11 protein-coding genes are annotated in these 14,366 nt (G+C 49.5%); 6 read left to right on the top strand and 5 right to left on the bottom strand.

Annotated features, from left to right (window positions below; translation table 11 throughout):
- Positions 1-261 precede the first annotated feature (261 nt).
- The 6 genes from cysM (at position 262) to rlmB (ending at position 9,166) form a co-directional block, all read left to right on the top strand.
- Positions 262-1,161 (top strand): cysteine synthase CysM, encoded by a 900-nt coding sequence (gene cysM, locus ACFVYJ_RS13390; RefSeq protein WP_419416000.1) that lies wholly within the window; start codon positions 262-264, stop codon positions 1,159-1,161.
- A 215-nt stretch (positions 1,162-1,376) separates the two neighbouring features.
- Positions 1,377-3,638: a GTP diphosphokinase gene (gene relA / locus ACFVYJ_RS13385; RefSeq protein ID WP_419416001.1), complete on the top strand. Its 2,262-nt coding sequence runs from the start codon at positions 1,377-1,379 to the stop codon at positions 3,636-3,638.
- On the top strand, positions 3,635-4,477 hold the full coding sequence (gene mazG / locus ACFVYJ_RS13380; protein WP_419416002.1) for a nucleoside triphosphate pyrophosphohydrolase: 843 nt from the start codon (positions 3,635-3,637) through the stop codon (positions 4,475-4,477). Before relA ends, mazG begins: the two co-directional genes overlap by 4 nt.
- Positions 4,478-4,664: 187 nt before the next feature.
- Entirely contained in the window at positions 4,665-7,277 is a 2,613-nt protein-coding gene (ppc, locus tag ACFVYJ_RS13375; protein WP_419416003.1) for a phosphoenolpyruvate carboxylase, read from the top strand.
- A 312-nt stretch (positions 7,278-7,589) separates the two neighbouring features.
- Positions 7,590-8,249 (top strand): adenylate kinase, encoded by a 660-nt coding sequence (gene adk, locus ACFVYJ_RS13370; protein ID WP_419416004.1) that lies wholly within the window; start codon positions 7,590-7,592, stop codon positions 8,247-8,249.
- A 179-nt stretch (positions 8,250-8,428) separates the two neighbouring features.
- Positions 8,429-9,166 (top strand): 23S rRNA (guanosine(2251)-2'-O)-methyltransferase RlmB, encoded by a 738-nt coding sequence (rlmB, locus tag ACFVYJ_RS13365; RefSeq protein WP_419416005.1) that lies wholly within the window; start codon positions 8,429-8,431, stop codon positions 9,164-9,166.
- Positions 9,167-9,190: 24 nt separating this feature from the next.
- Here rlmB and ACFVYJ_RS13360 read toward each other — a convergent pair whose 3' ends face one another.
- The 5 genes from ACFVYJ_RS13360 to ACFVYJ_RS13340 form a co-directional block, all read right to left on the bottom strand.
- Positions 9,191-9,760 carry a cytochrome P460 family protein gene (locus ACFVYJ_RS13360; RefSeq protein ID WP_419416006.1) on the bottom strand — a complete coding sequence of 190 codons (570 nt, stop codon included), beginning with the start codon at positions 9,758-9,760 and terminating at the stop codon, positions 9,191-9,193.
- A gap of 435 nt (positions 9,761-10,195) precedes the next feature.
- The gene (locus tag ACFVYJ_RS13355) at positions 10,196-11,458 is read right to left on the bottom strand and encodes a sigma-70 family RNA polymerase sigma factor (protein ID WP_419416007.1); all 1,263 of its coding nucleotides are present in this window, start codon (positions 11,456-11,458) and stop codon (positions 10,196-10,198) included.
- 483 nt (positions 11,459-11,941) lie between these two features.
- Complete coding sequence (locus ACFVYJ_RS13350; RefSeq protein WP_419416008.1) at positions 11,942-12,154, bottom strand: hypothetical protein; 213 nt, start codon at positions 12,152-12,154, stop codon at positions 11,942-11,944.
- Positions 12,151-13,335 (bottom strand): acetate/propionate family kinase, encoded by a 1,185-nt coding sequence (locus ACFVYJ_RS13345; RefSeq protein WP_419416009.1) that lies wholly within the window; start codon positions 13,333-13,335, stop codon positions 12,151-12,153. The genes ACFVYJ_RS13350 and ACFVYJ_RS13345 overlap by 4 nt, the downstream gene beginning before the upstream one ends.
- Positions 13,335-14,312 carry a bifunctional enoyl-CoA hydratase/phosphate acetyltransferase gene (locus ACFVYJ_RS13340; protein WP_419416029.1) on the bottom strand — a complete coding sequence of 326 codons (978 nt, stop codon included), beginning with the start codon at positions 14,310-14,312 and terminating at the stop codon, positions 13,335-13,337. Before ACFVYJ_RS13340 ends, ACFVYJ_RS13345 begins: the two co-directional genes overlap by 1 nt.
- Positions 14,313-14,366 lie beyond the last annotated feature (54 nt).

Genomic DNA, 14,366 nt, shown 5'->3' with positions numbered 1-14,366 from the left:
GCCAAGGGCGTCGCGAAGCGATTGGAAGTGCTGCTTTCAACTTATTGTAGGTCATCGCCAAGCATTTAATTAGAAAAGAAGGCTCATCCTCTCGGATGGGCCTTTTTTTATGGCCTGTTTTCTCGTTGTAGAGGCAGTTGTATATGCAATCTATTCGCTTGTCCTCATTGTGAACCCTCGTTAGAATCCAACGTCATATTTGTTATAACAGTAAAATTTCTTATTTCATTTTGTTACTAACCTTAGGCAGGATGGCATTAAATGCTGGATCAATTTCCTACAATTGAAGACTTTATTGGTAAAACTCCTTTAGTGCGTTTACAGCGTATTGGTCAGGGACGTGGCAATGTCATTCTTTGTAAGTTAGAGGGAAATAATCCAGCCGGTTCTGTGAAGGACCGCCCTGCGCTCAGTATGATCCAACGCGCAGAAACGCGTGGACAGATCAAGCCCGGTGACACCTTGATAGAGGCTACATCCGGTAATACCGGAATTGCGTTAGCGATGGCTGCCGCGATCAAGGGTTACAAAATGATCCTGATTATGCCTGATAATGGCAGTGCTGAGCGCAAAGCCTCTATGACAGCTTATGGCGCAGAGCTCATCACTGTGTCTAAAGAAGCGAGTATGGAAGGGGCTCGTGACCTGGCGTTACAGCTGCAGGCAGAGGGTAAAGGCATTGTATTAGATCAGTTTTCTAATATGGATAACCCCGAGGCCCATTACCAGGGTACAGGTCCTGAAATCTGGCAACAAACTCAGGGGCAAATAACCCACTTTGTTAGCTCCATGGGTACAACCGGCACAATCATGGGTACTTCTAAGTTCCTCAAGGAGCAAAATCCTGCGGTGCAAATTATAGGGTTACAGCCTGCTGATGGTGCGCAAATACCCGGCATTCGCCGCTGGCCAGAGGAATATCTGCCAAAAATATTCGATCGTAGTCGGGTAGATGATGTGCTGGACATAGGTCAGCAGGAAGCTGAAGATACAATGCGCCTGCTGGCTCAGAAAGAGGGTATTTTTTGTGGTGTTTCTTCAGGCGGCGCTGTTGCTGGTGCGCTCAAACTTGCCGATCAGGTTGAGAATGCCATGATTGTTTGTATTATCTGTGACCGCGGGGACCGTTATCTTTCTACAGGGGTTTTCAACGCTAAATAGCTATTCGGGGCCTCTATATGGGGCCCCTGTTGTATCTGCCATTGGGTATGATATGAGCTTGGAGGTTTTCACTTTTATTCTTTTTCAGCTGGTTGAAATCTCACTTGGCCGAGTAGATATATAGATTTATGTCACCATATAGGGCTGAAACGCGCTGGAACAAAATAACAAGAAAGTAGTCTGACACAGTCGGAAACTGAGAGTGGTTTAATTACGTGGTAAAAGTTAGGGAAGAGCAGCCTGTCAGAGAAGACGGGTCTGTTGATCTGGATTTGTGGTTGCAGCATCTGCAATCACTGACAGATATAGACGACATTGAGCTGGTACGCCGAGCGTGTGAAGTGGCAAAGCATGCCCATGACCGTGTGACCGCTGCTGAAGATGTATGGTCTGAAAATACCATTGGCAGCTTCAGAACGGGTCTCGAGATGGGCCAGATACTCGCTGATCTACAACAGGAACAAGAGGCAATTATTGCCGGCATTCTGTATCGCAGTGTACGTGAGCGCAAGTTACCTATAGAGCGTGTCCGCAAACAGTTTGGCCGCGATGTTGCTCAGCTGATTATGGGTGTGCTGCAAATGGCTGCTATCGGTAGCCGTAAGAATCCGCGTATTGATGAAAGTGTACTGGGTAGTGATACGACCCAGATGGACAACATCCGTAAGATGTTGGTTGCCATGATCGATGATGTGCGGGTTGCACTCATTAAAATTGCTGAACGTACTTGTGCCATCCGTGGTGTCAAAGAAGGTAGCCGCAAAAAACGCTATGTGGTAGCCCGAGAAGTGTTCGAGATCTACGCTCCATTGGCCCACCGACTGGGTATAGGGCATCTCAAGTGGGAGCTCGAAGATCTTTCTTTTCGCTATTTAAAGCCGAATGATTACAAACATATTGCCAAGTTGCTGGATGAGAAGCGGCTGAATCGGCAGAGCTATATCGATCGCGTTGTTTCCCTGTTGCAGGATGAGCTTGGTAAAGCGGATATTGACGGCGAGGTAAATGGCCGCGCCAAGCATATTTACAGTATCTGGCGCAAAATGCAGCGCAAAAATATCGATTTCAATCAGGTCTATGATGTGCGGGCGGTGCGTATTCTTGTGCCGGAAAGTCGTGACTGTTACGCCGTACTGGGCATCGTACACAGCTTGTGGCGTAATATTCCGCACGAATTTGATGACTATGTCGCTTCCCCTAAACCCAACGGCTACCGGTCATTACACACCGCTGTATTTGGTCCTGATGGTAAAGTGCTGGAGATTCAAATCCGTACTTTCACCATGCATGAAGAAGCTGAACTTGGGGTCTGTGCTCATCATCTGTACAAGGGTACTGACATTAAGTCGGGCAGTGTGGCATACGAAGACAAGATTGCCTGGCTCAGGCAGGTTTTAGAGTGGCATGATGACTTGGGTGAGAGTGAAGCCTTTGGTGACATGCTGCGGGGTGATGTGGTGGAAGACCGGATCTATGTCTTCACGCCGGATGGCCATGTCATTGATATGTCGAATGGCTCGACACCGGTTGACTTTGCTTATCGAGTGCATACTGAGATAGGCCACCGTTGCCGGGGTGCTAAGGTTAATGGTCGCATTGTGCCGCTTAACCGTCGGCTGCATACCGGAGACCAGGTTGAAATCCTTACTGGTAATGAAGAAAAGCCCCGTCGTGACTGGTTGAATGTGAATCTGGGGTTTGTGACGACCTCTCGTGCTCGAGCCAAAGTTGCCCACTGGTTCAAATTACAGGCGAAAGAGCAAAATGCTGATGCGGGACGGCATATTGTCAGTAAAGAGTTTAAGCGCTTGGCTATTGACCACGAAGGTTTGAACCTGCGCCAGATCAGTGAAGCGGTTAACTACAAATCAGTTGAGGATATGTATGCTGCGTTAGGCGCGGGTGATCTGCGTTTATCTCAGATTATCAACGCTGCACAGCGTCAGGTGGTTCAGGATCCAGCGGAAACACAACTTGACCTCGCGCTGCAAAATAACAGTGTTGAACGCAAACCGGATGGTATTCGTATTCGCGGTGTCGGTCATTTAATGACGACACTGGCTCATTGCTGTAAACCTGTCATTGGTGATCCTATATCCGGTTATATTACTCAGGGGCGGGGTGTTTCAGTTCATCGTGAAGATTGCACCAATCTGATTCAATTGCAGGAGCGTGAACCTGAGCGCATTGTTGAAGTTGACTGGGGAGAAGAGGGTGAGTCCACTTATCCGGTTGATATATTTATTGAAGCCTTTGACCGTTCAGGTTTGTTACGTGACGTAATGCTGGTGCTGGCGACGGAAAATCTCAATATTATCGCGGCCAACACGCTGTCAGATAAACGGGAAAATATGGCCCGCCTGACATTGACGGTAGAAATTTCCGGTTTGGAAATGCTGGGTAAGATAATGGATAAAATCAACCAGATTCCAAATGTGATGGAAGTACATCGCCAGCGCAGCGGTGTATCCTTATGAGTCATTCCTCCCCCAAACCTGAGTTTGACCTGAAACAACTGCAAACCCTAATGGCACGCCTGCGTGACCCTGAGACGGGGTGTCCATGGGATTTGAAACAGGATTTTGCCAGTATTGTACCCCATACCCTCGAAGAGGCTTATGAAGTTGCTGATGCAATTGATAAGCAGGATTGGAGGCATGTGCAAGATGAACTGGGTGATTTGCTGTTTCAGGTGATCTTCTATGCTCGTTTGGGGGAAGAGGCGGGGCATTTCTCTTTTAACGATATCGTCAATAGTCTGGTTGAGAAGCTGCTGCGGCGTCACCCACATGTATTCCCCGATGGTACGCTGGAATCGCAACGAGATCCTGGTGAGACACCTGATGAAGCTGAAATTGGCCAACGCTGGGAAGCGATAAAACAACAGGAGTTGAAGGCGAGCCACGCAGCAGTCAATCCAAGCTATTTATTAGATGAGGTGCCTAATCGTCTACCGGCACTGAACCGAGCCTATAAGTTGCAAAAAAAAGCGGCCAGTGTTGGTTTTGACTGGCACAAACCTGCCGATGTGCTTGATCAGGTTGAAGAAGAGCTGAATGAGGTTCGGGAGGCATTGGCTGCAGGAGATCAGGCCGGTGTTCGCGAAGAGATGGGTGACCTTTTATTTGCCCAGGTTAATCTGGCACGTCACCTGGGGGTAAACCCTGAAATGGCGGTTCGTGCAACCAATGCTAAGTTTCAGCGGCGCTTTAATTTTATTGAAGCCAAAGTATCTGCTGCTGGTCAGCCTTGGGAAGCTTTCAGTCTGGAAGAGCTGGACCAGTGGTGGCGTGAAGCAAAAGAGCAAGGCCTGTAGGCAAAAAGTAGTAGTTCTTATTGCGTGTATTCATGTAGCATCAAATGCAACTGATGCGTCCACATAGCTTACGACTTATCTTTTCATGGTGTTCTAAATCCGCATATAGCGTTATTTTTATTGCAGGTTAAACCTCTGTAAGCATGTGGCTGTGCTGCCCTGAACGGTGTCTGCCATTGGAGTGAGTATGACTGATCTGCATGAAGCATTACGTGATGACGTCCGCATGTTGGGGAACAGCCTTGGTACCACCATTCGGGCTCAACTGGGCGATGATTTCCTTGAACGTATAGAGCATGTTCGCCAGTTAGCTAAAGCGGGACGGAGTGCTGAGCAACCAGAGCACGAAGAGCTGCTGTCTGCCCTGCAGGCGTTGAGCGAAGATGATGTGCTGCCATTAGCCCGCGCCTTCAACCAGTTCCTTAATCTGGCGAATATTGCTGAAGAACATCACCGGGTGCGCCTTAGAGATGAAGAAGGGGCTGAACTGTGCACGCCTGATTCATTGTGTGGTTTGTTTGGTCAGCTGCGTCAGCAGGGGTTCCCTCCAGAGGAGATTACCCATGCCGTTGGTAAAATGCAGATTGATCTGGTTTTAACGGCACACCCCACCGAAGTCAATCGCCGTACTCTTATTCAAAAATATGATGACGTTGCCCTCTGTCTGAAACAGCTAGATATGGGTGATAGCCGGGCGCAACAGCGCTTGGATGAGCTGATCTGCCAGATCTGGTACACCGATGAAATTCGCAAACAGCGTCCTACCCCGGTTGATGAAGCAAAATGGGGCTTTGCTGTCATTGAGAATTCTCTTTGGCACGCGGTGCCCACCTTCCTACGCCGCTTAGATGAGCAGCTTCAGGAGAGCCTGGGCGAGCACTTACCATTGGGTTGCTCCCCAGTACGCTTTGCCTCCTGGATGGGAGGGGACCGTGATGGTAACCCTAATGTCACGGCCCCTGTGACTGAAGAGGTGTTGTTGCTGGCTCGTTGGATGGCCGCAGACCTCTATTATGCCGATATCGATGCCTTACGTTCTGAGCTGTCGATGCAATATGCCACCAATGAGCTATTAGAGCGCAGTGGTCATAGTCCAGAACCTTACCGTGAAATACTGGCCCAGGTGCGTGATCGCCTGGCGGCAACCAAAAGCTGGTTGCAGGCCAAACTCAGGGGTGAGTCAATCGAGTGTGGTGATATATACCTCCAACAGAGTGAATTATTGGAACCCCTGATGCTCTGCCATCACTCTTTGAAGAGCTGCGGCATGGAGCTGGTTGCCCACGGGGCGTTAGAAGATATTATTCGGCGTATCGCCTGTTTTGGACTGACGCTGATTAAACTCGACATTCGTCAGAGTTCGGATCGACATGCTCAGGTGTTTGATGAGTTGTCCCAATTTTATGGTTTGGGTTCCTATACCGGTTGGAGTGAAGAGGGGCGGCAGAGCTTTCTGCTGAAAGAGCTACAGAGCCGTCGTCCGTTGCTGCCGAAGCAGTGGAGTCCTTCGGTAGATGTACAAGAGGTGCTGGATACCTGCAAAGTCGTGGCGGAGGCCGAGCCGAGTGCCTTAGGCTCCTATGTGATATCAATGGCCAGTCAGCCGTCTGACGTGTTGGCGGTGATCCTGTTGTTACGGGAGATGGGAATTCAGCACAATATGCGGGTGGTACCGTTATTTGAAACGCTGTCTGACTTGGATAATGCGCGCGATTGTATTGCCGCGTTGCTCAAGGTTGACTGGTACAAGCAGTATACCGAAGGCCATCAGGAAGTGATGATTGGTTATTCTGATTCGTCCAAGGATGCAGGGCAGTTAGCAGCGGCCTGGGGGCAATATAAGGCTCAGGAAGCCCTTACTCAGCTCTGTAAGGATGAGGGTGTTCAGCTGACGTTGTTTCATGGCCGAGGCGGCACGGTGGGCCGTGGTGGTGGCCCGACACATACAGCCATTCTGGCGCAGCCTCCGGGTTCTGTAGATCATGGCCTACGTCTGACCGAACAAGGCGAAATGATTCGCTTTAAATACGGCATGCCAGAAATTGCCGTACGTAACCTAGAGTTGGTTGTGGGTGCTGTTCTGGAAGCAACACTGGAGCCTGGGCCGAGCCCGGAAATGGCGTGGCGCGAACAGATGGAGTCGCTGGCTGGTATCGGTATGCGTGAGTATCGGTATATCGTGCGGGAAGACCCGATGTTTGTGCCCTATTTTAGAGCCGCGACGCCGGAGCAAGAGCTGGCCAAGCTGCCTTTGGGTTCAAGACCAGCCAAACGCCGACAGGACGGTGGGGTAGAGAGTTTGCGTGCCATTCCCTGGATTTTTGCCTGGACTCAGATACGTTTGATGTTGCCTGCCTGGTTGGGTACGGACAAAGCTCTGCAGCAAGGCATACAGCCCGACGCCGGTCGTTTGTTACAGACTATGTATCAACAGTGGCCATTTTTTCGCGCCAATGTTGATATGTTGGAAATGGTGATGGCTAAAAGTGACAGTAATATTTCAGCCTATTATGATGAGCGCTTGGTTTCTAAGGAGTTAGGCGTGCTTGGTTCCAGCCTGCGTAACCGCCTGTCTGATATGGAGGCTTGTATCAACAGCATCAAACAACAAAGTAGCTTGTTGGAAAAGACGCCGATGATTCGGCAGTCCATTGAGGTGCGTAATCCCTACTTAGATCCATTACATTTTCTGCAAGCGGAACTGTTGCACCGTGACCGAAACCAGCCGGACCAACGTCTCGAGCAAGCTTTGATGGTAACCATGGCAGGTATTTCAGCCGGTTTGAGAAACACTGGATAATGTTTCATAACCATATGAAATATAAGTATTAAGTTGGTATAATTAGCCCTCCCTAGGGCAAGATTAATTTGGATGAGCGCACTTTAGTTGGGTGATGTTAGTGCTAATGTCGAATTGTTCAGGATTATGGCCGTGGTATTTTCGGCCATTAGTGTAATTAAGGAACAGATTTTGCTCAGTCTGACCATCATTTGGCTGACACCCGTTTCAGAACTCGTGATCCGATTTTAACGCTATCGTGTATTCCTGAGTCTTTAATGATTGGGATCTCGGGTTCCCCTGTTTTCAAAATATTATTTAGGAGTTTTCAGTATGCGTATTATCCTTCTCGGCGCACCAGGCGCAGGTAAAGGTACCCAGGCGCAGTACATCACAGAAAAGTATGGTATCCCGCAGATCTCTACTGGTGACATGCTGCGTGCTGCTGTGAAAGCCGGTACCCCTCTTGGCCTGAAAGCGAAAGAGGTTATGGACGCGGGCCAACTGGTCTCTGATGACATCATCATTGGCTTGGTGAAAGAACGTATCGCAGAAGCCGACTGTGCAGCTGGTTTCCTGTTTGATGGCTTCCCACGCACGATTCCTCAGGCTGACGCGCTGAAGGATGCGGGTGTCAAAATTGATGCAGTTGTTGAGATTGATGTTGCGGATGAAGAGATCATCAAACGCATGTCGGGCCGCCGTGTTCACCAGGGGTCAGGCCGTACTTACCACGTGGTATTTAATCCACCTAAGGTAGAAGGTAAGGATGATGTCACCGGTGAAGATTTAGTGCAGCGTGTTGACGATCAGGAAGACACTGTCCGCGATCGCCTGAGTGTTTATCACGAACAGACTAAACCGCTAATCAACTACTACAAAGGCTGGGCGGAAGCAGAGGCTGCAACGGCACCGTCTTACGTTTATGTGCCAGGGGTTGGCAGTGTTGATCAGATCCGTGATGCAGTATTCGCCGGATTGGAAACAGCTTAAGTCAGCATTAGTGATTTAAAAAAAAACCGCGCTTTGGCGCGGTTTTTTATTGATTGTTATCCTGCAGTGAGTGCCCTTTCAAGCTGGGTTTTTGCCGAGTTATTCGCCATAATTCGCGCTTAGATACCAGTCTTAGCTGGTTTTGCTGACGGTAATGCGTCAATTATTCGGGGTTATTAATGCAATACGAATATCTGTTTGGGCTGCACGCCGTTAAAACTGCCTTGAAGCGAGATGCTCGCAGGGTGCATAAGGTTCTATTGTTGCAGGGCCGTCGTGACCAGAAAATCCAGGCATTAGTTGATTTGGCTGAACAGCAACATATCAAATTGCAATGGGTGGCTAAGGCAGAACTGGAAAAGCTGGCAGCGGGACAGGTGCATCAGGGAGCCATTGCCTTGTGTGAACCGATGCGGGCGCAGTCCGAGGCAGACCTGGTGCAATTGCTGGATCAACTAACGTCAGATCCTTTCTTGCTGGTACTGGATGGTGTGACAGACCCCCATAATCTGGGAGCTTGTTTGCGTACCGCCGATGCGGCAGGTGTGCATGCGGTAATTGCCCCCAGAGACAAATCTGCACCGTTAAATACCACAGTGGCCAAAGTTGCCTGCGGTGCTGCAGAGGTGGTGCCCTACGTCCAGGTTACTAACCTGTCTCGTACACTGAAAATGTTGCAGCAGAGGGGTATCTGGATTACCGGTACCGCAGGAGAAACCGATCAGGAGCTCTACCAGTCCAACCTCACCGGCCCAATGGCCCTGGTCATGGGTGCGGAAGGTCAGGGTATGCGCCGACTAACGCGTGAAAACTGTGATCAACTGGTGAAAATTCCCATGGCGGGAGAGGTAAGCAGCCTGAATGTATCTGTTGCCACCGGTGTGTGTTTGTTTGAAGCAGTACGTCAGCGCGGTTAATCGCGCTGACGATTGCTATCTGTCTTACTTGTGATAGAAGTGCTCGTCATACCGCGCAACATAGTCGTCTAACTTGAGTGGTGTATGGCAGCTGCGGCAGCCGCTAAAATCTTGAGTGGCAGGTGTGCTGGCATCAGCCTGGTATGCACTGTAGAGCCAGTCGCCGGTTTTGATTGTGGTTGCCGGCAGCATATCACCCCAGCCTTCCCCCTTCGACATGACGAAGATCTTGGCAAGTTTGTCTTTGACCAGGCGGCCATCAGCATCTTTCTGTGGTGAGCCATCCGCCGCTTTTTTGGCCGCATAAATTTCCATCACGGTGGTGGTGCCATAGGGGAAGTTATCTCCCTTATTTGCCTGCATGCCAACGTCGTTAATGTAGATTTCACGGACCTGCCCCGCTTTTACTTTGTCTACAGTGGGAACAAATTTAGCCCAGCTTTGGTAGCCAGTAGGGACGGCCAAGTCACCATCGCCTTTGATTTGAGAAGTTTCTGGTTTAGTCGTGTTTTGACAGCCAGCAGAGAGTGCAAGGGCTGCACTCACTAAGCCAATTCCGATGGCTGCTTTGCAAGTTCGGTTATTTTTGTCCATTTTAAAATCCTTTTTTGTCAGTCGGAGAGATATCCGCAGGGATACTTAAAGCGATACGTTGCCTTGGCACTTTCAGATCGATTTAGGCTTATTTAATTTGTATATCGCTGTCGCGGCTATTAGAAAACCAACTGCATGGTTTGGGTAATCGTTGGTACATTTGGGTGATCACAGGCTTCAGCATGGGCTATCTGTTGGCAAAGTTCGGCTTGGCGTATGCCAGCGTTACGACAGGTTTTGTATACATCAGCAAAAGTGTGGCAGGTGATAATATGCTGGTGTCGATCCTTAAGAAGTGAGCAGGTCGCATTTTTAGCTGTTGTGTGAACCACCTCTAACACCATAGGCCCGCAGCTATTGGCATGTATTTTCACGCCACTGATTGTCCCCGCAATTCTGCTTGGATGAAGTGTTTAATTTGCATAATGCCGCCTGTCAGTGGTCCAGCTCAGGGTGGCACCGACTGGATTGCAGTTGATCCGCGCGCTGCTGTAATTTATCTAGCGCGGAATGCTGTATCTGTCGCACCCGTTCGGTACTCACGTTGAGTTGTGTCGCTATCTGTTGCAGTGTGTGTTCTGTATGGCACTCAATGCCAAATCGCATCTCAAGTACCTGGCGTTCTCTCCGAGTGAGCACTTGTGCCAAGGAGTTAAGTAAGCGTTTCTGTCTGCTTTGATAGAGTTTTGTTTCAGTTTGCGCATTTGGATCCGCTAAAAACATGTCGAGGGTGGCACCATCTTCGTTCTGCAGGGGGAGAGAAAGGGATAAAGGGGTCTGGGGAAAAGCGGCAATGGCCTGCAGTGTTGATAGCGGGATATCCGTTGCGCTGCTTAGCTCGTCAAGATTGGGCTCACGGTTATATTTATGCAGGTGGGCTTGCACACTACCTCTGATGCGAGATAGCTTAGCTTGAAGGTGGACGGGCCTCGATATCAGGTGGTAACGCTTTTGCAACGCATTTTTTAGCGCGGTATCGATACACCAGTATGCATAGGTAGAAAAGCGATAGCCTTTGGCAAAGTTGAAGCGATCTGCGGCTTTGATCAGGCCAAGGTTGCCATCCTGTAAAAGATCTTCAAAGCTGACTCCCAGTTCACGATATTTTGCTGCCACCCTGTATACCAGGCGAAGGTTGCTGCTGATAAGTTTGTGGCGCAGCCTGTCATATTGGGCCGTCAGTTTTATAAATACCGATCGTTGCGGAGCCCTTGTTGCTGCTTGTATCTGACACATCTCGATAAATATTTGCCGACTTAAGTTCAGCTGCAAGACCCGTTCAATCAGCTGGCTATGCAGCTCTGTTGGATTTGCTTGGTCAGCTTCATTTGCCGTTGATAAGTACTGAATAACCTTGAGTGTGTCTATCAGGGTAATAATCTGGTTTTCTATGATGCTGGGGTGCTCGGGTACGTCCCAACGTTTAGCGGGCTCTCCATTGATACGCAACTGTTTCGCAAGGTGGTCTGTGATAACCCCCTCGAGCCACTCCAGGCCAGATGCTGATGTCGCGATAAGGGTTAATAGCTGGCCGATAACGCTGTTGATCTGGCGGCCTAATGTGGCTTCTTGGGTTCCATCTATAAGTGAAAATCGGCGAATATCCTGGCCATACAAGACAAGCGCAGATAGGTCTGAGCTGTCTGTTTTCGCTATCTCTTTCGGGTTAATTTCCACCTGGATCGCTTTTTTATCCATATCCCCACCAACGCTGCTGATATAAGCATTTACGGGTCTAGCCTGGGGGTAGATCATTCGTAGGGTGGTGCAGGGAGGCATGGGTCTTTGTTGCCAACGGATAGCTAACCTTAGCGGCTTGCTTGAATGCGTTGCTTGCTTATCCAGGCAAAATGTTTCGCCAGGGCTGGATCCTGTTGCAAGGCCGCAAGGGTATTAAGGTGCTTACCTAGTGTCATTTCGTCATAAAAACGGTGAATGCCATTATGGCACTGACGGCAAATATGAATGCCAGCATTGAGCTCCTTGCGGCTGTAATGCTTAGCGAAATGGTTCCGTCGATGAAGCTTTTTAGGCATAAAGTGATGAAATGTGAGGTGGGCTTGCCGCTCACATAAGGGGCAGTCAGTAAAAGTTTTTTGTTCACAGTTTGCCGGTTGCGGGGAGTTCATCAGAATAGTGTAAAAGACGCAGAATTGATTTTCACCCTGAGTGGCCTTGGGCTTAGTGCTGTTTGTTAAATTCCTGCTGTTGGGTTTTATATGCCTGGTCCAATGTCTCTTGCACGGTTTTGGCTTTTTCCAGTGCCTGTTGTTGCTGTTCAAACATATGATGCTGATCGGCTGTCGAATCATCACTGCTGTCTGAACAGCCTGCTAATACCAGTGACAGCAGTGCTATAAATATGCCGGCGCGATAACCTTGTTGATGTTTCATGGCGATAAGACCTCCATCGTATAGTGCGCCAGCATCGCTTCTTCATTGGTAGCGATAACCCGGACAGGGATATCGGAGTCATGGTGACTGATCAGTGCTGCACCACGGCTGTTTTCTTCACGGTTAATTTTAATGCCTAGCCACTGACATCGTGTCAGAATACGCTGCCTCACGTCGGCATCATTTTCTCCAACACCGCCGGTAAATACCAACTGCTCCAGCCCTTCCAGTGCAGCGCTAAGGCGCCCAATCTCCAGTGCAGCCCGGTAACAGAAATAGTCAATCGCTGTTTCGGCATCGGGGTTTTGCGCATTATGCAGGCTCAACATATCGCTACTGAGACCTGAAATGCCCAGCCAGCCACTCTCTTTGTAGAGCATGTTTTCCAGGGCATCAGTATCCATGTGATAGTGGCGCTGAAGGTAAAGCAAAACACCAGGGTCCAGGCTACCACTTCGACTGCCCATTGGCAGGCCTTCGACTGCCGTGAATCCCATCGACGAGGCAATCGACAACCCCTGCTTGACAGCACACATGCTGGCACCGGCCCCTAGGTGACAGATAACGGTATTTACTTGGCCGGTACCTATCTGTTGCAACTGGCGCTGAATGTAAGCGTATGAAAGCCCATGGAAGCCATAACGTCGAATGCCGGCATCGCGGTATGTTTTGGGTATGGCGTAGAGGCTTTCTAGTTCAGGGATTGAGGTATGAAACATGGTATCGAAACAGGCGATTTGGGGAATCTCCGGCGCCAGTTCGTGGCAGGCATCTACGAGTTTCAAATTGAAAGGCTGGTGCAGTGGCGCCAGCGGTATTAACTGTGCCATTTGCTCACGAAGTTGTGGGCTGATACGCATCGGTTTATCGAACTGATGTCCACCATGAACAATCCGGTGGCCTACAGCCTGCAGCGGAGCGATACTTTGCTGTGAACTCAGCCAGTCCAGAATATGACGTAATGCCGCTTCATGGCGATCGGCTGCGGCAACCTGACTGAAGTCGAAATCAAAAAGTGTCTGCTTGCCGGTGGTTAACTGTTTGAGCTGACCACGGGGTGTGTCCAGTAAATTACCTAGTTTAATTTTATATTCAGCGGTTAACTGCTGCCCTGATACCTGATAGAGCGCACACTTAAGGCTGGATGAGCCGGCATTCACGGTGAGAATAGAGTAAGTCATTACTGCTCAGATTGTTTATCCAGAACCATGTGGGAAGCCAAGGCACAGGATGCTAATCGGCCCAGTGTTTTTTCCGAACGACTGGTTAAAATAATGGGGACTTTTGCGCCCAAGGCAATGCCTGCAGATTTTGCATTTGCCATATATATTAGCTGCTTAGCGATCATGTTTGCCGCTTCAAGATCGGGTGCCAGCAGGATATCGGCTTCTCCGGAAACCTCAGAGACGATGTGTTTATCCAGTGCGGCTTGTTTGGAGATGGCATTATCAAAGGCCAGCGGACCATCTAAAATGCCGCCGGTGATCTGGCCCCGGTCTGCCATTTTACAGAGTGCCGCTGCGTCCAGAGTGCTCTGCAAGTTGGGTTTTACTTTTTCCACTGCGGATAACATGGCTACTTTAGGCAGCTCCACGCCTAAAGAGCGGCAGAAATCCACCGCGTTTTGCACAATGTCACGTTTACACATTAGGTCGGGGACAATGTTGATTGCCGCGTCTGTTATGACCAGTGGTTTATGGTAATTGGGAACATCAAAGACGAATACATGACTCAACCTGCGTTCTGTGCGGATGCCGCGTGTTTTGTGTACCACGGCACTTAACAGTTCAGATGTGCCCAAGTGTCCCTTCATTAGGGTTTCTGCAGCGCCGTTTCTTATCACATCGCAGGCCAGTTCAGCGGCTGCATGACTGTGCTCCGTGTTGAGTAGCTCATACCGACTGATATCTAATTGATTTTCGTCTGCGATGGCTTGGATTTTGTGTGCCGGGCCTATCAATATCGGCTCAATCAAGCCATGTTCGGCGGCTTCAATGGCTCCAATCAAACTGTTGCCATCAACCGGATGCACGACTGCCGTGCGAACCGGACGGGCAGCCTCCGCCTGGCGGATAAAAAATTCCAGTTGGTCGTGTACTGGGGGTTTTTCTTTGATGATCATGGCAATAGCGGCCTCCACTGAGCCCTTGGGTACAATAAGGAGATACTAAAGTACTCAGTATAAGCTTTTAATGACGCGGCGCAGCAAAAT

The organism is Pontibacter sp. JAM-7, assembly GCF_048548695.2.
Lineage (GTDB): Bacteria > Pseudomonadota > Gammaproteobacteria > Pseudomonadales > Balneatricaceae > Neptuniibacter.
This window is presented reverse-complemented; position numbering and strand designations above follow the sequence as displayed.